General features: G+C 70.6%; 19 protein-coding genes. 9 read left to right on the top strand and 10 right to left on the bottom strand.

The window, feature by feature from the left end; translation table 11 throughout:
• Positions 1–18 precede the first annotated feature (18 nt).
• The 4 genes from J2Y69_RS03790 to J2Y69_RS03775 all read left to right on the top strand — a co-directional run bounded on the left by J2Y69_RS03790 (position 19) and on the right by J2Y69_RS03775 (position 5224).
• Positions 19–597, top strand: a complete 579-nt coding sequence (locus J2Y69_RS03790; RefSeq protein ID WP_310017700.1) for a DUF3000 domain-containing protein — start codon at positions 19–21, stop codon at positions 595–597.
• Positions 594–1790 carry a ribonuclease D gene (locus J2Y69_RS03785; protein ID WP_310017698.1) on the top strand — a complete coding sequence of 399 codons (1197 nt, stop codon included), beginning with the start codon at positions 594–596 and terminating at the stop codon, positions 1788–1790. Before J2Y69_RS03790 ends, J2Y69_RS03785 begins: the two co-directional genes overlap by 4 nt.
• Before the next feature lie 75 nt (positions 1791–1865).
• Positions 1866–3071: a thiolase family protein gene (locus tag J2Y69_RS03780; RefSeq protein WP_310017697.1), complete on the top strand. Its 1206-nt coding sequence runs from the start codon at positions 1866–1868 to the stop codon at positions 3069–3071.
• Between the two features lie 8 nt (positions 3072–3079).
• Entirely contained in the window at positions 3080–5224 is a 2145-nt protein-coding gene (locus J2Y69_RS03775; protein ID WP_310017775.1) for a 3-hydroxyacyl-CoA dehydrogenase NAD-binding domain-containing protein, read from the top strand.
• Between the two features lie 126 nt (positions 5225–5350).
• On the opposite strand, the gene J2Y69_RS03770 is transcribed toward J2Y69_RS03775, so the two are convergent.
• The 4 genes from J2Y69_RS03770 to J2Y69_RS03755 all read right to left on the bottom strand — a co-directional run bounded on the left by J2Y69_RS03770 (position 5351) and on the right by J2Y69_RS03755 (position 10428).
• Positions 5351–5992 carry a 2-phosphosulfolactate phosphatase gene (locus tag J2Y69_RS03770; RefSeq protein WP_310017696.1) on the bottom strand — a complete coding sequence of 214 codons (642 nt, stop codon included), beginning with the start codon at positions 5990–5992 and terminating at the stop codon, positions 5351–5353.
• A gap of 239 nt (positions 5993–6231) precedes the next feature.
• Entirely contained in the window at positions 6232–7092 is an 861-nt protein-coding gene (locus J2Y69_RS03765; RefSeq protein ID WP_310017694.1) for a polysaccharide deacetylase family protein, read from the bottom strand.
• Between the two features lie 11 nt (positions 7093–7103).
• Positions 7104–9044, bottom strand: a complete 1941-nt coding sequence (dxs, locus tag J2Y69_RS03760) for a 1-deoxy-D-xylulose-5-phosphate synthase (protein ID WP_310017692.1) — start codon at positions 9042–9044, stop codon at positions 7104–7106.
• A 76-nt stretch (positions 9045–9120) separates the two neighbouring features.
• Complete coding sequence (locus tag J2Y69_RS03755) at positions 9121–10428, bottom strand: citrate/2-methylcitrate synthase (protein WP_310017690.1); 1308 nt, start codon at positions 10426–10428, stop codon at positions 9121–9123.
• A gap of 114 nt (positions 10429–10542) precedes the next feature.
• On the opposite strand from J2Y69_RS03755, the gene J2Y69_RS03750 reads away from it, so the two are divergent.
• Positions 10543–11700, top strand: coding sequence for a citrate/2-methylcitrate synthase (locus J2Y69_RS03750; RefSeq protein ID WP_310017688.1), 1158 nt, complete (start codon positions 10543–10545; stop codon positions 11698–11700).
• 76 nt (positions 11701–11776) lie between these two features.
• On the opposite strand, the gene acnA is transcribed toward J2Y69_RS03750, so the two are convergent.
• From acnA to dut, 4 genes are all read right to left on the bottom strand, one after another.
• Positions 11777–14638 carry an aconitate hydratase AcnA gene (gene acnA / locus J2Y69_RS03745; RefSeq protein ID WP_396653032.1) on the bottom strand — a complete coding sequence of 954 codons (2862 nt, stop codon included), beginning with the start codon at positions 14636–14638 and terminating at the stop codon, positions 11777–11779.
• A 165-nt stretch (positions 14639–14803) separates the two neighbouring features.
• A complete protein-coding gene (locus J2Y69_RS03740) occupies positions 14804–15544 on the bottom strand; it encodes a DUF3159 domain-containing protein (protein ID WP_310017684.1) in 741 nt (246 codons plus the stop codon).
• Between the two features lie 80 nt (positions 15545–15624).
• Positions 15625–16248 (bottom strand): DUF3710 domain-containing protein, encoded by a 624-nt coding sequence (locus J2Y69_RS03735; protein WP_310017680.1) that lies wholly within the window; start codon positions 16246–16248, stop codon positions 15625–15627.
• The gene (dut, locus tag J2Y69_RS03730) at positions 16245–16748 is read right to left on the bottom strand and encodes a dUTP diphosphatase (RefSeq protein WP_310017678.1); all 504 of its coding nucleotides are present in this window, start codon (positions 16746–16748) and stop codon (positions 16245–16247) included. Before dut ends, J2Y69_RS03735 begins: the two co-directional genes overlap by 4 nt.
• Before the next feature lie 13 nt (positions 16749–16761).
• On the opposite strand from dut, the gene J2Y69_RS03725 reads away from it, so the two are divergent.
• On the top strand, positions 16762–17262 hold the full coding sequence (locus tag J2Y69_RS03725) for a DUF3093 domain-containing protein (protein WP_310017675.1): 501 nt from the start codon (positions 16762–16764) through the stop codon (positions 17260–17262).
• A 71-nt stretch (positions 17263–17333) separates the two neighbouring features.
• Here the strand turns inward: J2Y69_RS03725 and J2Y69_RS03720 are convergent, their stop codons facing one another.
• Positions 17334–17627 carry a DUF4193 domain-containing protein gene (locus J2Y69_RS03720; RefSeq protein ID WP_310017673.1) on the bottom strand — a complete coding sequence of 98 codons (294 nt, stop codon included), beginning with the start codon at positions 17625–17627 and terminating at the stop codon, positions 17334–17336.
• Positions 17628–17825: 198 nt separating this feature from the next.
• On the opposite strand from J2Y69_RS03720, the gene sepH reads away from it, so the two are divergent.
• A complete protein-coding gene (gene sepH / locus J2Y69_RS03715; RefSeq protein ID WP_310017671.1) occupies positions 17826–18887 on the top strand; it encodes a septation protein SepH in 1062 nt (353 codons plus the stop codon).
• A 26-nt stretch (positions 18888–18913) separates the two neighbouring features.
• Here the strand turns inward: sepH and J2Y69_RS03710 are convergent, their stop codons facing one another.
• Positions 18914–20044, bottom strand: coding sequence for an alkaline phosphatase family protein (locus tag J2Y69_RS03710; RefSeq protein WP_310017668.1), 1131 nt, complete (start codon positions 20042–20044; stop codon positions 18914–18916).
• 94 nt (positions 20045–20138) lie between these two features.
• On the opposite strand from J2Y69_RS03710, the gene J2Y69_RS03705 reads away from it, so the two are divergent.
• Both J2Y69_RS03705 and J2Y69_RS03700 read left to right on the top strand, forming a co-directional pair.
• Entirely contained in the window at positions 20139–22583 is a 2445-nt protein-coding gene (locus J2Y69_RS03705; protein WP_310017666.1) for a DNA gyrase/topoisomerase IV subunit A, read from the top strand.
• Positions 22580–23101 carry an AAA family ATPase gene (locus J2Y69_RS03700; RefSeq protein WP_310017665.1) on the top strand — a complete coding sequence of 174 codons (522 nt, stop codon included), beginning with the start codon at positions 22580–22582 and terminating at the stop codon, positions 23099–23101. The genes J2Y69_RS03705 and J2Y69_RS03700 overlap by 4 nt, the downstream gene beginning before the upstream one ends.

Below are 23101 nucleotides of genomic sequence, written 5' to 3'. Positions count from 1 at the left end.
CGACTCTAGTCTGTCCGCGTGAGCGCTCATCCCGGTTCCGACGACGCCTTCGAGCGTGCCACGGAGGAACTGCACGCGATCCGGTTCCGCGGCGACCTCGTCGTCCGCGAGATCGCCGCCCCCGGCGGCCTGGCGCCTCGGTCGCTCGCGCTCGCCGCCGACGTCCGCCCGGACGAGTCCGGCGACTCGATCTACGGCACGGGACGACTCGTCCTGCTGCACGATCCCCTCGAGCCCGACGCGTGGGGCGGGGCGTGGCGCATCGTCGCCTTCGCCCAGGCCCCGCTCGAGCCGGAGATCGGCACCGATCCGCTGCTCTCCGACGTCGCCTGGTCATGGCTGATCGACGCGCTGGACTCGCGCGACGCCGGCTACCACTCGGCGTCGGGCACCTCGACCAAGACCCTCTCCAAGGGTTTCGGCGGCCTTGCCGCGGAAGGCGACGGCGCACAGATCGAACTGCGTGCCTCATGGACTCCGGAAGGTCCTCTGGCGCCGCACGCCGAGGCCTGGGCGGAGCTCGTCGGAATGCTCGCGGGACTGCCGCCGGGCTCGGAGGACATCGCCGTGTTCGGCGCCAGGAGAACGAACCCGTGACTGACTATCTCGTCATCGACAACGACGGCGCCTTCGACGACGCCTGCCTCGCGCTCGCCGCGGGGAGCGGCCCTGCGGCGGTCGACGTGGAGCGCGCATCGGGCTTCCGCTACTCGCAACGCGCGTACCTCGTCCAGGTCTTCCGCCGCGACGCCGGCGCCTTCCTCTTCGATCCGACCGGCATCGCCGACTTCGCGCCGCTCCAGGACGCGCTCGCCGGCGTCGAGTGGGTCTTCCATGCTGCCAGCCAGGATCTTCCGTCGCTCCGCGAGCTCGGCCTGATCCCGGACAGCATCTTCGACACCGAGCTCGCGTCCCGCCTGCTCGGCCACGAGCGGGTGGGTCTGGCTGCCGTCGTCGAGCACACCCTCGGGATCACCCTCGCCAAGGAGCACTCCGCCGCGGACTGGTCCACTCGTCCCCTCCCCGACTCCTGGCTGGAGTACGCCGCGCTGGACGTCCTCCACCTGGTGGACGTCCGCGACGCCCTGGTCGCCGAGCTGGCCGAGCAGGGGAAGACCGGCTTCGCGGAGGAGGAGTTCGAGGCGACACGCGTCCGCCCGCCGAAGCCGCCCCGCGACGAGCCGTGGCGACGGCTGAGCGGACTGCATCAGGTGCGCGGGGCGCGCAACCTCGCGGTCGCCCGCGAGCTGTGGCAGACCAGGGAGGACTACGCCAAGGAGCAGGACGTCTCGCCCGGGCGCCTGGTGCCGGACCGGGCGCTCGTCGCCGCAGTGATGGCCTCCCCGGCGTCCAAGGGCGCCCTCGCGGGCGTCGCCGCCTTCAACGGACGAGCCAGTCGGAGCCAGCTCGACCGCTGGTGGGGCGCGATCGAGCGCGGACGCGCGACGGAGCAGCTCCCCCGCGAGCGGGTGCCCAGCGACGCTCCCCCGCCCCCTCGGGCCTGGTCCGACCGTAACCCCGCTGCGGACGCCAGGTTGAAGGCCGCGCGTCCGGTCGTCGAGGCCCACGCCGAGGAGCTCGGCATGCCGACGGAGAACCTCCTCACACCCGATCTGCTGCGTCGTGTCGCGTGGGAGCCACCGGCACAGATCGATGCGGACACGGTCGGCGCCGCTCTCGAGGCGCTCGGTGCGCGCTCCTGGCAGATTGCGGAAACCTCACAGCGGATTGCGGCTGCTTTTGTCGATGCCACGCAAACGCCGGAAGAGCCGTCCGCCTCGGCTTCGTAGGTTCGATCCAACCGATTCCCCTCGCTCACCGCCCCCGCTCCTAGGCTGGGGACAACCCTGATACCTGGAGGCAGAGTGGCCGAGATCTCGGACGTTTTCTTCGTCGATGGCATGCGCACCCCGTTCGGGCGCGCTGGCGAAAAAGGCATGTACTGGAACACCCGCGCAGACGATCTGGCCGTCAAGGCGACCATCGGACTGATGGAGCGGAACACCGCGGTCCCTGCCGACCGCATCGACGACGTGGCGATCGCGGCGACCTCGCAGACGGGCGACCAGGGCCTGACCCTCGGCCGTTCCGTGGCGATCCTCGCCGGCCTCCCGCAGTCCGTGCCGGGCCTGGCCGTGGAGCGGATGTGCGCCGGCGCGATGACGAGCGTGACCACGATGGCGGCCTCTATCGGCATCGGCATGTACGACTTCGCCCTCGCCGGCGGCGTCGAGCACATGGGGCACCACCCGATCGGCTCGAACGCCGACCCGAACCCTCGATTCGTCTCCGAGAAGATGGTCGACCCCGGCGCGCTGAACATGGGCGTCACGGCCGAGCGCATCTTCGACCGCTTCCCCCACCTCACCAAGGAGCGCTCCGACCGATTCGGGATGCTGAGCCAGCACAAGGTCCAGGCGGCCTATGACGCGGGCAAGATCCAGCCGGATCTGGTCCCGGTCGCGATCAAGGGCGCCGACGGCGCCTGGGGCCTCGCCTCGGAGGACGAGGGCCGGCGCCCGCAGACGACCATGGAGGACCTCGCGGCGCTGAAGACGCCGTTCCGCCCCCACGGCCGCGTGACCGCTGGTACCTCCTCGCCGCTCACCGACGGCGCGACGATGTCGCTGCTCGCCGGCGGTTCGGCCGTGAAGGAGTTCGGTCTCGCCCCGAAGATGCGGATGGTCTCCTTCGCCTTCGCCGGCGTGCAGCCGGAGATCATGGGCATCGGACCGATCCCGTCCACCGAGAAGGCGCTGCGCAAGGCGGGCCTCACGATCAACGACATCGGTCTCTTCGAGCTCAACGAGGCCTTCGCGATCCAGGTCATCTCGCTGCTCGACCACTTCGGCATCGCGGACGACGACCCGCGCGTGAACGCCTGGGGCGGGGCGATCGCCCTCGGCCACCCGCTCGCGGCCTCCGGGGTGCGGCTGATGATCCAGCTCGCGGCGCAGTTCGCCGAGCGCCCCGACGTCCGCTACGGCCTCACCGCGATGTGCGTCGGCCTCGGCCAGGGCGGCTCGGTCATCTGGGAGAACCCCTTCTACGACGGCAAGAAGAGGAAGTGACCGCGACCATGACGAACTACGACGAGATCGACTTCTCGCCCATCCAGGAGCTTACGGAGGGCGAGGTCGTCACGCACTCCCCCGTCCGTGACATCCGGCTCCCCTCCGGTCGCCTGCTCGCCCTGATCACGCTCGACAACGGGCGCGACCACAACCGCCCGAACACTCTGGGACCCGCGACGCTCACCGAGCTCGGCGAGACGATCGCCGCGCTCAAGGCGCGCGCGGCCGCCGGTGAGATCCAGGCCGTGGGCATCACCGGGAAGCAGTACATCCTGGCCGCCGGCGCCGATCTGTCCGACATCTCACGCGTCGGATCGAAGGACAACGCCCGCCTCATCGCCCAGCTCGGCCACAAGGTCATCGGATCGCTCGGCGACATCGGCGTCCCCACCTTCGCGTTCGTGAACGGCCTCGCCCTCGGCGGCGGCCTGGAGATCGCGCTGAACTCCAGCTACCGCACGGTGGACGCGTCCGCCGCCGCGATCGCGCTCCCCGAGGTGTTCCTCGGGATCATCCCGGGCTGGGGTGGCGCATACCTGCTGCCGAACCTCATCGGCATCGAGAACGCGCTCGAGGTGGTCATCTCCAACCCGCTCAAGCAGAACCGGATGCTCAAGCCTCAGCAGGCGTTCGACCTCGGGATCATGGACGCCATCTTCCCGGCGGCGAACTTCCTCGAGAACTCGCTCGCCTGGGCGGACGCGGTGCTCGGCGGCAGGAAGGTCGAGCGGAAGAACGAGCCGGGCAAGATCGAACGGCTCACCAAGTGGCCGATCGCGATCAAGATGGCCCGCGGCATGCTGGAGTCCAAGATCGGGACGGTCCCACGCTCCCCCTACGCCGCGCTCGAACTGCTCGACAAGGCCAAGAGCGGCACGAAGGCGGACGGCTTCGCCCGCGAGGACGAGGCGCTCGCCGACCTCGTCTCCGGGGACCAGTTCGCCGCGTCGATGTACGCGTTCGACCTGGTGCAGAAGCGCGCCAAGCGCCCCGTCGGCGCTCCCGCCAAGGAGCTCGCGAAGAAGGTCACCAAGGTCGGCATCATCGGCGCCGGCCTCATGGCCAGCCAGTTCGCGCTGCTCTTCGTCCGCAAGCTCCAGGTCCCGGTCCTCATCACGGACCTCGACCAGGCGCGGGTGGACAAGGGCGTCGCGTACATCCACGAGGAGATCGGAAAGCTGGAGGCCAAGGGCCGTCTCGACGCGGATGCGGCGAACAGGCTCCGCGCCCTGGTGACCGGGACCACGGACAAGAGCCTGTACGCGGACTGCGACTTCGTGATCGAAGCGGTCTTCGAAGAGGTGGGCGTCAAGCAGCAGGTGTTCGGGGAGATCGAGCAGATCATCGCCGAGGACGCGATCCTCGCCACCAACACCTCGTCGCTCTCGGTCGAGGAGATCGGGGCGAAGCTGGCCCACCCGGAGCGTCTCGTGGGCTTCCACTTCTTCAACCCGGTCGCGGTCATGCCGCTCATCGAGATCGTGAAGACCCCGCACACGAACGAGCAGGCGCTGGCCTCAGCCTTCGTGGTCGCCCGGAACCTCGGGAAGAACGCGGTCCTCACCGCCGACGCCACCGGGTTCGTGGTGAACCGTCTTCTCGCGAAGGTCATGGGCGAGGCCGCCCGCGCGGTCTACGAGGGCACGCCCGTCTCCGACGTCGAGAAGGCGTTCGCTCCGCTGGGTCTGCCGATGGGGCCGTTCCAGCTGATCGATCTCGTCGGCTGGAAGGTCGCCGCCCACGTGCAGGACACGATGGTGCATGCCTTCCCCGACCGCTTCTACGCCAACGACAACTTCCACCGCCTCGCCGACCTTGCCGAGGTCGTCGAGAAGGACAAGGGCGGACGGGTGACCGGGTTCACCAAGGCCGCGGAGAAGATCGTCAAGGAGGCGGCGGGATCGTCCCCGACGCCGGCGGGCGAGATCCTGCGCCGGGTCCAGGACGGGCTCGCCCAGGAGATCCGTCTCATGCTCGATGAGGATGTGGTCCCCGAGGTGCAGGACATCGATCTGTGCCTGATCCTCGGAGCGGGCTGGCCGTTCATCGACGGTGGCGCCTCGCCGTACCTGGACCGCGAGGGCGCCTCTGAGCGGGTGTTCGGCGCGACGTTCCACAACCCGCCGATCCGCGGCATCGAGAACCGCTGATCAGGACCGATCGAGAGAGAAGGGCCCCTCCTCGGAGGGGCCCTTCTCTTCTTGTCCGTGCACATCCCTTCTTGACCGTGCACAGGGTTCCGAGGCATGGGGACGGGGACACGGCGGCTGCACTCCTCAGGGTGTGAAACTCCCGTTTCGGAGCACCGGGACGACGGAGGACACGTCGAGCTCCGCGGCGGCGCGGATCTCCTCCTCGGCATCCGGATAGCGCTCGGGGTCGGCGCGGAGCTCCCTGGCCGAGCCGCTGGCTCCCACGAGGTGCCGCAGACCGCTGCGGAGGCTTCTGAACGACTCCGCAGCCGCCACCGCCTCGGGGGAAGCGTGATCGATCCCCTGGTTGATGAGCGCGTCGATGACGGCGCCGGCGCCGAGGAGATCCTCGACCGAGAAGCGCAGGTCAGTCCCGCCGCGGGTGCGCTCACCGCCGGCGATCACCGCGACGCTCGTCCTCCGATCGCGGCGCACCTGCTCGGCGCGGATCGCGTCCGCCGTCGCCGTCGCGTTGCGCAGGCATCCGGCGAGCACCAGCGCCTGCGCTGCTGCTGCGGCCTCAGCGATGGGCGCGCCGTTGATCGATGGGGCGTTCGCGATCGCCGTCGACAGCCCCTTCTCGGCTCTCCGCGTCACGGTCGTCGTGAATCGAAGCACATCGACCACGACGACTACGTCGGCCGGTGCAAGGCGGCGCAACCCTTCGACACCCCACTCCAGACGCACCTGGTATAGCGATTGGTCGAAGACACTGGAGGGTCGCATCCCTCCAGTCTAGAAAACCGTGCCGCCCCGATCTTCGTCCTCCAGGGGCGCGGCTGCTCGTCGTCTTTTGCCCCCGCCGTCTCTATCTACCCCGCCGTGGCAGAACCTGCGGGTTCAAGGGTGCCCCAACCCACAACAACTGCCACGGCGGGGCAACAACGGCAAAATGCCGACCCGCGACCCCTACGGCAAACCCGAACCCGACCCACCCCGCCAAACGAGTCGGCGCAAGAATCCGGTCAGTCGACGCCGACGAATTCGACGCCGCGGTCCCGCATCTCGCCGATCGCACGACGGATGCCCTCGGCCGTGCCGGATCCGGGCTGGTTCATGTGCGCGATGACGACGGCGCCCGCCTCCGCCGCATGCACCTCGGCGGCGACCGTTCGCGCCGAGTAGGTCGCCCCGCCGTCGCCGTTCACGCTGAACCCCAGCGGCGTCTCCCCCAGCGCCCTCACGATGGACACGCCGACGTCGTCATAGTGCGCCGTGCCCGCACGGAAGTATCGCGGCGGACGACCGGCGAGCTCGCCGAGGAGCTCATGGTTGCGCCAGACCTCGTCCACCGCCTCCTGCACGCTGGAAAGCCCGGGGATTCCGTAGGCGGCCCGCCCCGTCACCGACAGCGGCGCGTGCCGCCACCCGTGATTCGCGATCTCGAAGGCCGGGTGCGTCGCCAGATCCGCGACCAGCGGACGACGCGCCTCGGCCCAGCGATGGTTGAGGAACAGCGTCGCCGGCACGTGCTGATCGGTCAGCGTCCGGATCAGCGCCTCGTCATAGCCCGAGCCGTCCTGGCCTCCACAGGCGTCGAACGTCAGAGCGACCCGGGGACGCCCTCCCGGCATCTGCGGGACGGTGAGCGCGCTCTTGATGCCCGAGAGATGCATGCCCCAGTCGACCGGCAGACGGCCGGCATGATCGATGACGGCCTGCTCCGACCGACTGTGCACCGGGAAGATCTGAGCGATCCCCGGCGGCCGCGGAAGCCTCCGTGTCGCACGACGGGAGAGGGCGACGGCGGAGTTCGCAGCGGGTGCGCAGGCCGCGAGTCCCAGACTCGACATCACGGCGAGGGCCAGGAAGGCACGGCGCCGCACGCCGCCGCTCCTCATCGAGACTCGTGGACCGGAAGATCGATCGCGCCGGTCTCGCCGGTCTGCCGCGCCATCGGCACACGCCGTCCGAGCACCTGCGCCACCACGTCGTGGGCGATCTTCGCCGCGGTGAGTCCGGCGTCGCGGAGGATCTGCTCCCGCGAGGCGTGGTCGATGTACTCGTCGGGCACGCCGAGCTCGTCCACCGCGGTGTCGATGCCGGCCTCGCGCAGGACCTGCCGCACCCGCGTCCCGATGCCGCCGACCCGGATGCCGTCCTCCATCGTGATGACCAGTCGGTGCCGCCGCGCGAGATCGACCACGGACGGCTGGACGGGGATCACCCAGCGCGGGTCGATGACGGTCGCACCGATCCCCTGCGCCTTGAGACGCTCGGCGACATCGAGCGCGAGCGACGCGAACGGCCCGATGCCCATGAGCAGCACGTCCTCGGTCTCGTCGCGGTAGAGGACGTCGACGCCGTCCTGCAGACGCTCGACCGCCGGGATCTCCGCGGCCACCGCCCCCTTGGGGAACCGGATCACCGTGGGTGCGTCATCGACGGCGACGGCCTCGTCGAGGACCTCCCGCAGCCTCTCCCCGTCACGAGGGGCGGCGATGCGGATGCCGGGGACGATCTGCAGCATCGACAGGTCCCAGATCCCGTGATGGCTGGGACCGTCCGGCCCCGTCACACCAGCGCGGTCGAGCACGAAGGTCACGCCGGCACGGTGCAGGCCGACGTCCATCAGCACCTGATCGAATGCCCGTCCCATGAAGGTCGCGTAGATCGCCACCACCGGATGCAGGCCGCCATAGGCGAGGCCGGCGGCGGAGGCCACGGCATGCTGCTCCGCGATCCCGACGTCGTAGACGCGATCGGGGAAGCGCTCGGCGAAGGGGGCGAGACCCGTCGGCCGCAGCATCGCCGCCGTCATCGCGATCACCCGCGGGTCCCGATGCCCGACATCGACGAGAGCGTCCGCGAAGGCGTCCGTCCAGGCCTGCCCCGACGCGGCGAGAGCGCCGCCCGTCTTCGGGTCGATGCGTCCGACCGAGTGGAACTGATCGGCCTCGTCGTCGAGCGCCGGCTGGTAGCCGTGCCCCTTCTCGGTGATCGCGTGGACGATGACCGGCGCGCCGAAGCCCTTGGCCAGCTCCAGGGTCTCCAGGAGCGCGGCGATGTCGTGGCCGTCGACCGGCCCGAGGTACTTGATGTCGAGGTTGGAGTACAGCGCCTCGTTGTTCGTGAAGCGGGAGAGGAATCCGTGGGTCCCCCCGCGGACGCCCCGATACACCGCGCGTCCAAGGGGGCCGAACGCGCGGAACAGGCGGTCGGATTTGCGGTGCAGATCCCGATAGGCGCCCGCGGTGCGCACGCGGTTGAGGTAGCGGGACATCCCGCCGATGGTCGGCGCGTAGGAGCGCCCGTTGTCGTTGACGACGATCACGAGGTTGCGGTCGTTGTCATCGGTGATGTTGTTCAGCGCCTCCCAGGTCATGCCCCCGGTGAGCGCGCCGTCCCCGACCACCGCGACGACATGCCGGTCGGCGCGCCCGGTCGCCGTGAGCGCCCGGGAGACGCCGTCCGCCCAGCTCAGCGAGCTCGACGCGTGCGAGGACTCCACGACGTCGTGCGGGCTCTCGGAGCGCTGCGGGTAGCCCGCCAGCCCTTCCCTGGAGCGCAGGGCGGAGAAGTCCTGACGTCCCGTGAGCAGCTTGTGCACATAGGACTGGTGGCCCGTGTCGAAGATGAACGGGTCCTCCGGCGAGGAGAAGACCCTGTGCAGGGCGATGGTCAGCTCGACCACACCGAGGTTGGGGCCGAGGTGACCACCCGTACGGGCGATGTTCTCGATGAGGAATGCCCGGATCTCCTCGGCGAGCTCGGCGAGCTGCTCCGTCGAGAGTCCGTCGAGGTCACGCGGACCCGTGATGCCGGGGAGAATCGCCACCGTCTGCCTCCTGCGAACCAATCGAACCGCATCGTTCCCGGCGGCTTCCCGCCGAACGGCGTTGCATCGAACCACATTACCGAGCATTGCTCCCCGAGTGCTGGACATCCGCCGGGTCGGGGCCGACGTAGCGCCCCGTCGGACGCAGGCGGAGCGGCGTCCGCGTGTACTCGTCCGCCGCATGCGCGCACCAGCCGGCCGAGCGCGCGACCGCGAACACCGTCTCACCCGCATCCGGAGACATCCCCCAGGCGAAGGCCATCGTCGCCAGCGCGAAGTCGATGGAGGGCAGCGCGCCCGTGCGCTCCGTCACATAGGCGCTGACCGTGTCCGCGATCCCGAGCGCCGCCGACGCCTCCCGATCCTCCCTGGCGGCCGAACGCAGCGCGCCGAGCAGCGCCTTCGCGCGCGGGTCGCCGTCCGGATACCGCATCTGGCCGAAGCCGGGGACGCCGGAGCCCGAGCGTCGCGCCGCGTCGGCCGTGGTCGAGGCCAGGTCCCCGCCGTCCGCGACGTCGCGGAGCAGCTGGTGACAGGAGGCGCTCACGGCGCCGTGCAAGGCCGAGTCGAGGGCACCGAGACCCGCCGCGACCACCGCGTAGGGGTGCGCCCGCGCGGACGCGGCGGCACGGGCCGCCATCGTCGAGGCCGCCATGTCATGATCCACCAGCAGGACCAGCGCGGCATCCAGAGTCCTGACCCGGTCCGCCGTCGCCGGTGCAGCGGTCAGCCGCGGCCAGAGACGGGCGGCCAGCGGCGCCTCGGATCCGGGACGGGAGCCCTTCGCCGGCAGGGCGTCGACGAGGCCGGCGATGAGCCGCTCGGTCACCCGGGCGACCGTGGCGCCGGCCAGATCGAACCGCTCGGGATCGGCCGCCGCGAGCGAGGCGACGATCGTCAGCAGCACACTGAAGGCCGGGGCCTGGGGTGGGAGCGCGGCGAGCACGCGCCCGGCCGTCAGGACCCCGTCGGTCGCCCGCAGCGCCGAGGCGTCGGATCGGGGGCGATCCGTGCGCTCGAAGAGCCAGCGCACCACCGCGTCGAACCGTCCGCCCACCGTGGTCGAGCCCGTCAACGGGATCCCGGCGAGCTGCGAGGCTTCCAGCCCGCGGTACCAGAGCTCGCCGTCCTCGATCAGCGCGATGTCGGTGTCGATCACGCCGAGCGGGCTGCCGTCCGTACCCGGAGCGCGGTCCGTCCCCGGACGCGGAGCCGGTGATCGGCGGCGGGTCAGCGCGAATCGCTCGACCTCCAAGACGTCGAAGGTCGAACCATGGGCACCGCGCTCGCGCGAGATCAGCCCCCGTGAGACGTACGCGTACAACGTCTCGGCACGGACGCCGAGACGGGCCGCGGTCTGCGCGGCCGTCAGCCTGTCAGCCATCACCCTCCATTGACTCGATCAACATTGACGATACCGTCATCCATGTCGGATCGTGATCGAAGCGCTCCGCTCTCCCGAGCACCACCACAGGGCGCCGAGCAGAGGAGCCGGAACATGGCCATCACCATCGATCGTGACGACGACCGCCTCATCGACGTCCCCCGGGGCCTGACGAACGTCGTCGTCGCCGAGACCCGCATCGGCGACGTCCGCGGAGCGGAGGGGACCTTCCACTACCGAGGCGTCTCCGGCGTCGATCTCGCCGCCGAGGCGCGCTTCGAGGACGCCTGGCGCCTCGTCGCCATCGGCGCGCTTCCCCGCACTGCTCAGGAGGCCACGGCGTTCCGGGAGAGGATCGGCGCCGCCCGTGTCCTCCCGGCGACGACCGTTGATGCCCTCCCGGCCCTCGCCGCGATCACCGCAGCCCTGGATCCGACCACGCGCCTGCGAACAGGACTCGCGCTCGTCTCGGCCGCCGACGGTCGTCGGCCCCTCTACGACGAGACGACCACCGAGCGCGAGGACGATGCGATCCGGCTCGCCGCCGTCGCGCCGACGCTGATCGCGGCGCTGCACCGACTGAGCATCGGCGCGGAGCCCGTCTCCCCTGACCCCGCGCTTCCGCCGGTCGCGGACTACCTCCGCATGCTCACCGGCGAGGAGGCTCACCCCCGACTGGTCGACGCGCTCGCGAGCTATCTGACCGCCGCGATCGACCACGGCTTCAACGCCTCGACCTTCACCGCGCGGGTCATCGCCTCGACGGGGGCCGACCTCGCCTCCTGCGCGGACGGCGCCCTCGGCGCGCTCGCAGGACCTCTGCACGGCGGAGCGCCGTCGCGCACCCTGGAGATGCTCGACGAGATCGGCGACCCGTCGGCCGCCGAGGCATGGGTCCGGGACCGCGTCTCGTCGGGCGAGCGGATCATGGGCTTCGGGCACGCCGTGTACCGCACCGAGGATCCCCGCTCCCGGCTCCTGCGCGACGTCGCCCAGCGGCTTCGCGCGGACGGGCTCGCCGGCGAGCGGGTCGACCTCGCCGTCGCGGTGGAGCGGACCGTGCTGCACGTGCTCGACGAGCTCAAGCAGGGCCGGGCCCTGCGCACGAACGTCGAGCTGTACGCCGCCGTCATCATGGAGGCCTGCGGCATTCCGCGCGATCTCTTCACGCCGACGTTCGCCTCCGCCCGGCTCATCGGATGGGGCGCCCACGCCGTCGAGCAGGCGCAGGAGGGGAAGATCCTCCGCCCCTCCTCGCGCTACATCGGCTGAGCAGGCCGGGAGAACGACGGGACCCCCGACGCCGAAGCGCCGGGGGTCCCGTTCGTGGAGCGTGCGGGTCCCTGGATCAGACCAGCGAGCGCAGCACGTACTGCAGGATGCCGCCGTTGCGGTAGTAGTCGGCCTCACCGGGGGTGTCGATCCGGACCACCGCGTCGAACTCGATGGGCTGCTTGCCCTCGGAGGAGAACTCGCTCGGGACCGCGGTGACCTTCACCGTCTTCGGCGTGACGCCCTCGTTCAGCTGCTCCAGGCCCTCGATCGAGACGATCTCGGTGCCATCCAGCCCCAGGGACTCCCAGGACTCGCCGGCCGGGAACTGCAGCGGGACGACGCCCATGCCGATGAGGTTCGACCGGTGGATCCGCTCGAAGCTCTCGGTGATGACGGCCTTGACGCCGAGGAGGTTGGTCCCCTTCGCCGCCCAGTCACGCGACGAGCCGGAGCCGTACTCCTTGCCGCCGAAGATCACGAGCGGGGTGCCCTGGTCCTGGTAGTTCTGCGAGGCGTCGTAGATGTACGCCTGCGGACCGCCCTCCTGCGTGAAGTCGCGGGTGAAGCCGCCCTCGATCTGCTCGCCGCCGTTGACCGCCTTGACCAGCGCGTTCTTCAGGCGGATGTTCGCGAACGTGCCGCGGATCATGACCTCGTGGTTGCCGCGGCGCGAGCCGTAGGAGTTGAAGTCCTTCTGCGTGACGCCGTGCTCGGTGAGGTACTGCGCGGCGGGCGTTCCCGCCTTGATGTTACCGGCCGGGGAGATGTGGTCGGTCGTCACCGAGTCGCCGAGCGTGGCGAGCACGCGAGCACCGGAGATGTCGGTCACCGGAGCGGGCGTCGCCTCCATGCCGTCGAAGTACGGCGCCTTGCGCACGTACGTCGAGTCCGCGTCCCACTCGAAGATCGGACCGGTCGGAGTCGGCAGGCTGGTCCAGCGCTCGTCACCGTCGAAGACCGTGGCGTATTGCTTGATGAACTGGTCGCGCGAGATCGACGAGTCGATGATCTCCTGGACCTCGACGGGGTCCGGCCAGACGTCCTTGAGGAACACGTCGTTGCCCTCGGTGTCGGTGCCGAGCGCCTGGGTCTCGAAGTCGAAGTTCATCGACCCTGCCAGGGCGTAGGCGACCACCAGCGGGGGGCTCGCGAGGTAGTTCATCTTCACGTCGGGGCTGATGCGGCCCTCGAAGTTGCGGTTGCCGGACAGGACAGCCGTCACCGCGAGGTCGTTCTCGTTGATCGCCGCGGAGACCTCCTCGATCAGCGGACCGGAGTTTCCGATGCAGATCGTGCAGCCGTAGCCGACCGTGTAGAAGCCGAGACCCTCGAGGTCCTTGTCCAGACCGGACTTCTCGTAGTAGTCGGTGACGACCTTGGAGCCGGGGCCGAGCGTCGTCTTGACCCACGGCTTCTGCTTCAGGCCCCTCTCCCGGGCCTTGCGGGCCAGGAGGCCCGCCGCGATCATCACCGAGGGGTTGGAGGTGTTGGTGCACGACGTGATCGCCGCGAGGGTCACCGCACCGTTGTCGAGGATGTACTTCTGTCCGTCCGGGGTCTTGACCTTCACCGGCTTGGACGCGACCTTCGGCGAGCCCGAGGACAGGGTCGGGATCTCGTTGGTCTCGATCTCCTCGCCGGGGACCGATCCGGGGTCCGACGCCGGGAAGGACCCGGAGTCGGCCACGTCGATGGGACCGGTGACGTAGTTCAGGATGTCCTTCTCGAACTGCGCCTTCGACTCCGACAGCAGGATGCGGTCCTGCGGACGCTTCGGGCCGGCGATCGACGGGACGACCGTGGACAGGTCGAGCTCGAGGTACTCGCTGAAGCGGGGCTCGTGCGCGGCGTCGTGCCAGAGCCTCTGCTCCTTGGCGTAGGCCTCGACGAGGGCCACGGCCTGCTCGTCGCGGCCGGTCAGGCGCAGGTAGTCGAGCGTCACGTCGTCGATCGGGAAGATCGCGGCCGTGGAGCCGAACTCCGGCGACATGTTGCCGATCGTCGCACGGTTGGCGAGCGGCACCGATGCGACGCCGGCGCCGTAGAACTCGACGAACTTGCCGACCACGCCGTGCTTGCGCAGCATGTCGGTGATCGTGAGGACAACGTCGGTCGCGGTGACGCCCGCCGGGATCTCGCCGGTCAGCTTGAACCCGACGACGCGCGGGATGAGCATCGACACCGGCTGGCCGAGCATCGCGGCCTCCGCCTCGATGCCGCCGACGCCCCAGCCCAGCACGCCAAGGCCGTTGACCATGGTGGTGTGCGAGTCGGTGCCGACACAGGTGTCGGGGTAGGCGCGCAGGACGCCGTCCACGGTGCGGTCGTAGACGACCTTGGCCAGGTGCTCGATGTTCACCTGGTGCACGATGCCGGTGCCCGGGGGGACGACCTTGAAGTCGTCGAAGGCGGTCTGGCCCCAGCGCAGGAACTGGTAGCGCTCGCCGTTGCGCTCGTACTCGATCTCGACGTTGCGCTCGATCGCGTCCGGGCGGCCGAAGAGATCGGCGATGACCGAGTGGTCGATGACCATCTCGGCCGGCGAGAGGGGGTTGATCTTGCTCGGGTCGCCGCCGAGGGCGGTCACGGCCTCGCGCATGGTGGCAAGGTCGACGATGCAGGGCACGCCCGTGAAGTCCTGCATGACCACGCGCGCCGGCGTGAACTGGATCTCCGTGTCGGGCTGGGCCGCGGGATCCCAGGACCCGAGGGCCTCGATCTGCGCCTTCGTCACGTTCGCGCCGTCCTCCGTGCGGAGGAGGTTCTCCAGGAGGACCTTGAGGCTGAACGGGAGCTTCTCGTAACCGGCGACCGTGTCGATCCGGAAGATCTCGTAGTCGGTGCTGCCGACCGTCAGGGTGCTCTTGGCACCGAAGCTGTTCACCGTGGACACGAGGGGTTCTCCTTTGCGTCGGTCGTCACCGCAGGCCTCCATCTTCTCGGCTCGGCACGGGTCGAGGCTAGTAAGGCGCGCCTCACCAGTCTGCCCCGAGGAAGCCGGGTCCGACAGGGGTCAAAGTATCTTGATGTCGAGATAAATCTAGCACGTCCCCGACGACGCCGGGCCGAGACACCAGGCCGATCCGCGGCCGTTGCCGTCTCAGGCCCCGGAGACCACGGCATCGGCGCGCTCGCGCCGGTAGAGGGCCTGGATCGTCAGCCAGGTGATCGCCAGCACCGGCGCGAACAGCGGAAGGCCCATCACGAGCTTCAGGGTCCCGAGCAGCGCGACCGCGCCGTCCTGCTGTCCCGGTTGCAGCGAGGCGATGTACACCGGCAGCTGCACGGCGAGGCGGAGGAGGAACAGGGCCGCCCACACGATCGTGAGACCCGTGAAGACGCGGCGCTTGCGCACCGATCGGCGCCACGCCGTCCCCTCGCCCATGAGGTAGCCCGCGGCGAGGCCGATGATCGGCCATCCGACGATCGCCGAGACGAGCATCGCCAGCCCGTACCCGGCGTTCGTCAGGAGTCCGGGCACGAAGTTGTTCGAGGCGTTCCCGGTGAGCAACGCCAGCGCGGCCGCCGCGAGCGCTGCGACGAGCCCGCCGATCGCCGCGGCGGGAGGCTGCCTCATCGCGAAGCGAATGACCGTGAAGACCACCGCGATGCCGACCGAGATGATCAGGGCCGGGATCAGCTTCCCCATCCCCTCGCCCGGCCACAGCGTGAAGGCGAGGATGAAGGCGAGGCTGGGGATCACCGACTCGGCGACACCGCGCCAGCCGCCCATCGCCGCCCAGACCACATGGCCGGTCGACGCCTGCGTGGCCGGATCGATGCCGGCCTTGCGCGCGGCGTTCCCCAGGGCGGCCCCCAGCGTCTCGGACACGGACGGCACGCCGGCCCCCTCCGGCGGCGGAGGGGTCAGCGGTGTGCCCTGCCCGGGGTCGGAGCCGGCGGGCGGGCGGGGCTCCTCGGTCACGCCGCGCCCGGGGAGGCGGGCATACGGAGTGGGATGAGATCGCGCGGGGGCATCGGCGAGCCGCCGCGGACGACGACGATCGAGCGGAACAGATCCTCGACGGCGGCCGCCGCCTCGGGATCGGACGTGCCGGCGCCGCCGACCACGCCCCGCAGGAACCATCGCGGGCCGTCCACGCCGATGAAGCGCGCGAGGCGCGTGCTCGCCCCGTCGGCGTCGGCGACCGTCGGGATCTCGGCGAGCAGCTCGGGGCCGAACGGCCCCTCCCGCTCCTCGACGCGCCCGCCCTGCTGCGTGATCTGGTCGTGGATCTGCGCGCGGGTCTCCTCCCACAGCCCGGTCGTCCGCGGCGCGGCGAACGGCTGCACCTGCAGGGTGGATCCGGAGTAGTCCAGTCCGACCGCGACGATCCGCTTGGTCTGCTCCTCAACCTCCAGGCGCAGGTTCAGTCCCTCACGCGGCAGGATCTTGATCCCGCCCAGGTCGATGTAGGGGCGGACCGGGTTCGCCTCGGACTCGTCGAACGGGCCGTCGACGGCCCGGTCACCGTTCAGGGGCGCCGCCTCCTCCGCGACGACGTCCTCCGTACCGCTCTGCTCGATCTCGTTCTCGTCGCTCATGCTCTCTCCTCCGCACCGGCCTCGACGGCCGCGCTGTGGTTGTCGTTCCGGGCGGCGTCGCCCGAGCTCTGGTAGCCGGTGGACCCGAAGCCGCCGGCGCCCCGGTCGCTGTCGTCGAGCGACTCGACCGCGAGGAACCGCGCCCGCGTCACCGGCATGAGGATCATCTGCGCGATGCGGTCGCCCGGAGCGATCTCATAGGGCTCCCGTGCGTCCGTGTTCAGGAGGCACACCTTGATCTCGCCGCGATACCCGGCATCGACCGTGCCCGGCGCGTTCACGACCGTGATGCCATGCTTGGCCGCCAGCCCGCTCCGCGGGACCACGAAGGCCGCGAAGCCGTCGGGGAGGGCGATGCGCACCCCCGTGCCCACCAGTGCGCGCTCACCGGGCAGGAGCGTGACCGCCTCCGTCGACACCAGATCCGCGCCGGCGTCGCCGGCGTGGGCGTAGACGGGGATCTCGGGAGCGATAATGGGGACGTCCACGGAATCGGTCACGAGAAAGAGGCTAATGCAGAACGCTGACGCCGGAGCGCGCCCCTCATACAGCGAACGCCTCGCCCCGAGCCTGTGGCTGTTCCTCGCGGCTGCGGTGGCCGGCCCCATGGTCACGCTGAGCTTCGTCCCGGTGGGCTCCGTGCTCGCCCTCGTGCTCGGAGGCGTCGCCACGGCGCTCATCATCGTGCTGATCATCGTCGGCTCCCCCCGGCTCGTCCTGCGCGGGCGCACACTGCACGCCGGTCGGGCGCGGATCGACGCCCGCTGGCTCGGCGCGCCGACACCGCTGAGCGGCGACGACGCCAGGAACGCACGCGGACCGGGGCTGCCCGCCCGGGGCTGGCACCTCATCCGAGGAGGGATCGACGGCGTCGTGGTGGTGCCGATCACGGACCCCGCCGATCCGGCGCCCAGCTGGACCATCTCCACGCGGACGCCCGACCGTCTGGTCGCGGCGATCGAGGCGGCCCGCGCGGAGGCCGTGACGGACCCCGCGCTCCCCCCGGCCGGCTGAGGCCGCAGCCGTCCGCGGACAGCAGAACGCGCCCATGGCCGGGAAGGCCAGGGCGCGAGCGATGCGTCGTCTCAGGCGGCGCATTCCTTGCAGATCGGGCCACTGGGGCCCTCGTGATCGAGCTGCGAGCGGTGCTTCACCAGGAAGCAGCTCACACAGGTGAACTCGTCGGCCTGAGCCGGGAGCACCACCACATCGAGCTCGACGTCGGACAGGTCGGCGCCGGGGAGCTCGAAGCCCGAGGGGTTGTCGGAGTCCTCGACGTCGACAGAGCCCGACATCTTGTCAGGGACGCGCTCCTTGAGGGCCTCGATCGATTCGCTCTCGTCCTCGCTCTTGCGGGGGGCGTCGTAGTCGGTTGCCATAGCGGTGAATCTCCACTTTCATCGTGCGAGTGGCTGGGGGGCCGTCGGGTGTTCGGCGGCGATAGTTTGCATGACCGGCGCGCATTTGGCAAATGGCGCGGCTTCGAGGACGCAAACTCGCGGCGCGCCCGCGCTATTCCCCGGCACCGGACGAGCCGCGTGACACGATGGTCGCACACCCATCAGAGGGGCTCAGTCATGGAACACGTCACGATCGTCGGCAACGAAGACAACCTCCTCGTCCTCGCGACGGAGTCGGGGACACGCTTCGCGCTGCCCATCGACGAGGTGCTGCGCGCCGAGATCCGTCGCGCCGGCAGCCGGGGCGAGGAGAAGGCGCCGCCGCTCGCGGCCAGCCCGCGGGAGATCCAGGCGCAGATCCGTGCCGGTCTCTCCGCCGCCGAGGTCTCCGCGCTGCTCGGAGTCGGCGTCGACGACGTCGAGCGCTTCGAGGGACCGGTGCTCGCCGAGCGCGAGCACGTGGTCGGCCAGGCTCTCGCCGTGCCCGTGCTGATCGGCAGCGAGGTCGAGCCGGACGCGCAGCCGACCTTCGGCGTCGCCATCCGCGCCAAGCTCGCCGACCTCCTCGCCACCGAGGAGCGGTGGGCGAGCTGGAAGGGCGAGGACGGCTGGATCATCAAGCTCGAGTTCACCGCCAACGAGGTCGAGCACGACGCGCGCTGGACCTTCGACCCGCGCCGCAGCGCCCTCGCTCCGATCAACGCCGATGCGACGCAGCTCTCCCGGCAGGGCTCGCTGCCCGAGGGGCTCATCCCCCGCCTCCGCGCCCTGGACAAGGACCGCCCGTCTCCGTACAAGGACGACTCCCGCTTCGACTCCGGGGCCTTCGGGCCGCGGCTGGTCGCCTCATCCGGCGACGAGCCCCAGAGGCTCGAGGACATCGCCGGAGAGCCGGACGGCTCGCCGCGCTCCGCCCCCGCGGCGCAGGAGGCGGCGACCAAGCGCGCCCCGGAGGCGCCTGCGACGCCGTCCGACACCGCGGACCTCCTCGAGGCGCTCCGCCGACGCCGCGGCCAGCGCGAGCCCCTTCCGGGCCCGGTCGAGACGATCGCAGAGCCCGAGCAGACCCCGATCGCACTGTTCGACGCCCTCGAACCCGGATACGTCGGCGGCGAGACCGAGCCGGATCCTGCGCAGACGCCCGCGCCGACCGAGGCCGACGGCGCCTCCCGGAAGCGGCGGCGCAGCGAGATGCCGTCCTGGGACGAGATCGTCTTCGGCGCACGCTCCGAGGACTGAGCCGAACGGATCGACGCCGACCGGCGTCAGCTCGTCGCGAACGCCCCGAGCCGGATCCACGGGACCCTGGTCTCCTCCGGGGTCAGCGCACCGTGCTGACCGATCATGTCCTGCGCACGCTGATCGTCCTCACGCCCGTCGTACAGCGCCCACGCACCGCGCGCGATGACCATCAGATCGCCGAGCCTCGACGCCGCGGCATCCGTCACCTCCGGGCCGAGGAGGCCTGCGGCGATCGCCTCGTCCCTCGTCACGACATCGGCGACGCCCTCCGTGCCGCTCACCCAGGCGTCCTTGGCCTCGGCGATCCGCGCCTGCTCGTCGAGATAGACGTGCAGCATCCGCGGCTCTCCGCCGACGTGCCTGACGCCGGCGAGCATCCGATCGCCCTCCTCGAACACGAGATGCCGATGCCGCGGCACGTCGATCATCCCGTGATCGGCCGTGACCAGCATCCCCACGGTCTCTGGCAGCCGTACCGCGAGTGCCGCGTCGATGTCCTCCAGCGCGGCGACCCACTCGGCCGAGGCCACGCCGTGTTTGTGCCCCGCCTTGTCCGCCTCGGGGAGGTAGCAGTAGACGATCGCGCCGTCGTGCTCCTCCGCGAGCCGCACCGCCAGGGCCACCCGCTCCACCGGCCGCGGGGCCGAGCGGAAGTCCGCACCGCGGAGTGTCGCCGTGGTGAAGCCGCTGTGCGCGTAGGCCGCGAGTCCCACGGCGAACGCCGGGCGTCCCTCCGCCCGTGCGCGCTCGAAGATCGTCGGCTCGCGCTGCCACGTCGCGGCGTCGATCCGCTCCTCCTCCCAGCCGCTGAGCTGGTTCACGAGGCGGTCCCGACTCCGGTCCAGCACGCGATACCCCACCAGACCGTGGCGGCCGGGGGCAGTGCCTGTGACGATGCTGGTGAGCGCGGCGGCCGTCGTCGTCGGAAACACCGAGTGCGCGACGTCCTTCTTCGACATGGCACCGGCCAGATGCCTGGCATGCCCGGCATGCGTGCGCAGCTGGGAGGCGCCGAGCCCGTCCACCACGACGAGCACGGCCGACCGTGCCGGCCGCAAGGCCGACGGCCCGCCGGAGATCGCGCCGAACAGGTCGTGCGCCACCCCGGTGATGCTCCGGGTGGAAGCGGGCGGGGCCGGTAACATAGTGGTCATCCGTGCCAGTCTCCCATGAGCGCATCTCAGGGGGATCCGGCCGGCAGGCCGCGAGGACCGCCTCCGCCGCACACCCGACCGACGCAGGAAACACATGCCCCGCCCCACTCCGCCCGAGCCGATCGACGAGCGCATCCAGGACATCGATCTGTCGAGCGAGATGCAGGGCTCCTTCCTCGAGTACGCCTACTCGGTCATCTACTCCCGTGCACTGCCGGACGCCCGTGACGGCCTGAAGCCCGTGCAGCGCCGGATCCTCTATCAGATGGCCGAGATGGGGCTGCGCCCGGACCGCGGGCACGTGAAGAGCGCCCGCGTGGTGGGCGAGGTGATGGGGAAGCTGCATCCGCACGGTGATGCCCCGATCTACGACGCGCTCGTGCGCCTCGCACAGCCGTTCTCGCTGCGCGTTCCGCTGGTCGACGGCCACGGCAACTTCGGCTCCCTCGACGACGGCCCCGCCGCCGCCCGTTACACCGAGGCGCGCCTGGCTCCCGCGGCGCTCGCCCTGACGGAGAACCTCGACGAGGACGTCGTCGACTTCATCCCCAACTACGACGGCCAGTTCCAGCAGCCCTCCGTCCTTCCCGCCGCCTTCCCGAACCTTCTCGTGAACGGCGCGTCCGGCATCGCCGTCGGCATGGCGACCAACATGGCGCCCCACAACCTCATCGAGGTCGTGGCCGCAGCCATCCATCTGCTCGACCATCCCGAGGCGACGACCGAAGAGCTCATGGAGTTCGTGCCCGGTCCGGATTTCCCCTCCGGCGGCATCCTGATGGGTCTCGACGGCGTCAAGGACGCCTATGCGAACGGTCGCGGCGCCCTCAAGGTCCGCGGCAAGATCTCGATCGAGCCGCTCGGGCCGCGCCGCACCGGCATCGTGGTGACCGAGCTGCCCTACACGGTGGGCCCCGAACGCCTCATCGAGAAGATCCGGGACGCCGTGCAGGCGAAGAAGCTGCAGGGCATCAGCGACGTCACCGACCTCACCGACCGCAATCACGGTCTGCGGATCCAGATCGGGATCAAGACCGGGTTCGACGCCAGCGCCGTCCTCGACCAGCTCTACCGGCTCACCCCCCTCGAGGACTCCTTCAGCATCAACAACGTCGCCCTCGTCGGCGGTCAGCCCAGGACGCTGGGACTCAAGGAGCTCCTGTCGGTCTACGTCGCGCACCGGCTCGAGGTCATCACCCGTCGGAGCCGCTACCGGCTCGCGCGTCGCGAGGAGCGGCTGCACCTGGTCGAGGGTCTGTTGATCGCGATCGTCGACATCGACGAGGTCATCCAGGTCATCCGCACCTCGGACGACTCCGATCAGGCCCGCACCCGGCTCCGCACCGTCTTTGACCTGTCCGAGCCGCAGGCGGAGTACATCCTGGAGCTGCGGCTGCGTCGCCTGACGAAGTTCTCGCGGATCGAGCTGGAGGGCGAGCGAGACAAGCTGCAGGCCGAGATCTCCGATCTCCGCGAGCTCCTCGCCAGCGACGTCCTGCTCCGCGCCCAGGTCGCCCGTGAGCTCGACGCCGCCGCGGAGGCGTACGGGACCCCGCGGCGGACGATGCTGCTCAACGCGGCGCCGCCGAAGCCCCGCGCCGCCAAGGGCGCCGCTGACCTCCAGATCGCCGATACGCCGACGGTCGTCGTGCTCTCCACGACCGGGCGCGCGGTCAGGATCGACCTCGAAGAGGGACAGGAGCTCTCCGCGGCCGCCCGGCGCAGCAAGCACGACGCGGTGCTCACGACGATCACGACCACCACGCGCAGCGAGATCGGCGCGGTCACCTCGGCGGGTCGCGTCGTGCGCTTCTCCCCCGTCGATCTGCCGTCGGCGCCCCCCGCCTCCGTGCACCTCGCCGCCGGCGTCGCGCTCCGCGACTACGTCGGCCTGCTCGACAAGAGCGAGCGGATCCTCACCCTCGTCCGCTTCGACGACGACACCCCGATCGCGCTCGGCACCCGGACCGGTGTGGTCAAGCGCGTCGTCCCCACGACGCTCGCCGTCCGTCCAGAGCTCGAGATCATCGGGCTGAAGCCGGGAGACGCCGTCGTCGGCGCGGGGCTCGCGGTCGAGGACGCCGAGCTCGTCTTCGTCACCTCCGATGCACAGCTCCTGCACTTCTCCGCCGCGGCAGTCCGCCCCCAGGGTGCTCCGGCGGGGGGCATGGCGGGCATCAAGCTCAGCGGTGCCGCCGAGGTCGTCGCCTTCTCCGTGCTCCCCTCGACGGAGGATGCGGTGGTGATCACGATCTCGGGGGCCGACGGGGTGCTCGACGGCACCGACGCCGGACGCGCCAAGGTCTCGCTGTTCTCGGAGTTCCCGGGGAAGGGCCGTGCGACCGGCGGCGTCCGCGCGCACTCGTTCCTCAAGGGCGAGGACCGCCTCCGGCTGGCCTGGGTCGGCCTGCCGCCCGTCCTCGCCGTCGGCCCGGACGGCGCGGCGCGAATCCTGCCCGACGTCGGCGCCAAGCGTGACGCCTCGGGACAGACGCTCGACGCCGTCATCGGCAGCATCGGCCGGGCCCTCGGCGCATGAGCGGCTCCGTGGTGCTGGTCTCGGGCCTCCCCGGCGTCGGCAAGACCACGACCGCCCGCGCCCTGGCCGCCTCCGGCTCGCGAGGTGCTCACCTCGACACCGATGGCATCGGCGAGGACTTCATCGTCGCCGGGCTCGTGCTCCCCGGCGGGAACCCGCCGGACGAGGCGGAGCGGCAGCTGACGCTTCGCAGGGAGAACATCTGGGCGCTCACCCGGAACCTCGTCGCCGCGGGCTTCGACGTCGCCGTCTCCGACGTGGTCCTGTGGCCGTCGCTCCTCGACGACTACCGTCGCGCGCTCCCCGTCCCGTTCCGATTCGTGCTGCTCACGGCCTCGGCGGAGGAAATCTCCCACCGCGACGCGCACCGGGACAAGCACGTCGCCGAGGACTGGACGCATCTCCGCGCCGATCAGGATGCTTGGGACTCCCCCGGGCTGCGCATGGACACCACGGGCCTTTCACTCGACGAGACGCTCCAGGCCATCCGAGCCCGCTGGGACGACGCACTGGTCTGA

The sequence above is a fragment of the Microbacterium resistens genome (assembly GCF_031456305.1).
In the GTDB taxonomy this organism is placed as follows: Bacteria; Actinomycetota; Actinomycetes; order Actinomycetales; family Microbacteriaceae; genus Microbacterium; species Microbacterium resistens_A.
This window is presented reverse-complemented; position numbering and strand designations above follow the sequence as displayed.

Excerpts from the sequence above, each read along its gene's own strand:
- J2Y69_RS03775 (WP_310017775.1), top strand. The coding sequence starts at position 3,080 with ATGACGAACTACGACGAGATCGACTTCTCGCCCATCCAGGAGCTTACG.
- J2Y69_RS03770 (WP_310017696.1), bottom strand. The coding sequence starts at position 5,992 with ATGCGACCCTCCAGTGTCTTCGACCAATCGCTATACCAGGTGCGTCTG.
- J2Y69_RS03755 (WP_310017690.1), bottom strand. The coding sequence starts at position 10,428 with ATGGCTGACAGGCTGACGGCCGCGCAGACCGCGGCCCGTCTCGGCGTC.
- J2Y69_RS03750 (WP_310017688.1), top strand. The coding sequence starts at position 10,543 with ATGGCCATCACCATCGATCGTGACGACGACCGCCTCATCGACGTCCCC.
- acnA (WP_396653032.1), bottom strand. The coding sequence starts at position 14,638 with ATGGAGGCCTGCGGTGACGACCGACGCAAAGGAGAACCCCTCGTGTCC.
- J2Y69_RS03735 (WP_310017680.1), bottom strand. The coding sequence starts at position 16,248 with ATGAGCGACGAGAACGAGATCGAGCAGAGCGGTACGGAGGACGTCGTC.
- J2Y69_RS03725 (WP_310017675.1), top strand. The coding sequence starts at position 16,762 with ATGCAGAACGCTGACGCCGGAGCGCGCCCCTCATACAGCGAACGCCTC.
- J2Y69_RS03720 (WP_310017673.1), bottom strand. The coding sequence starts at position 17,627 with ATGGCAACCGACTACGACGCCCCCCGCAAGAGCGAGGACGAGAGCGAA.
- sepH (WP_310017671.1), top strand. The coding sequence starts at position 17,826 with ATGGAACACGTCACGATCGTCGGCAACGAAGACAACCTCCTCGTCCTC.
- J2Y69_RS03710 (WP_310017668.1), bottom strand. The coding sequence starts at position 20,044 with ATGACCACTATGTTACCGGCCCCGCCCGCTTCCACCCGGAGCATCACC.
- J2Y69_RS03705 (WP_310017666.1), top strand. The coding sequence starts at position 20,139 with ATGCCCCGCCCCACTCCGCCCGAGCCGATCGACGAGCGCATCCAGGAC.
- J2Y69_RS03700 (WP_310017665.1), top strand. The coding sequence starts at position 22,580 with ATGAGCGGCTCCGTGGTGCTGGTCTCGGGCCTCCCCGGCGTCGGCAAG.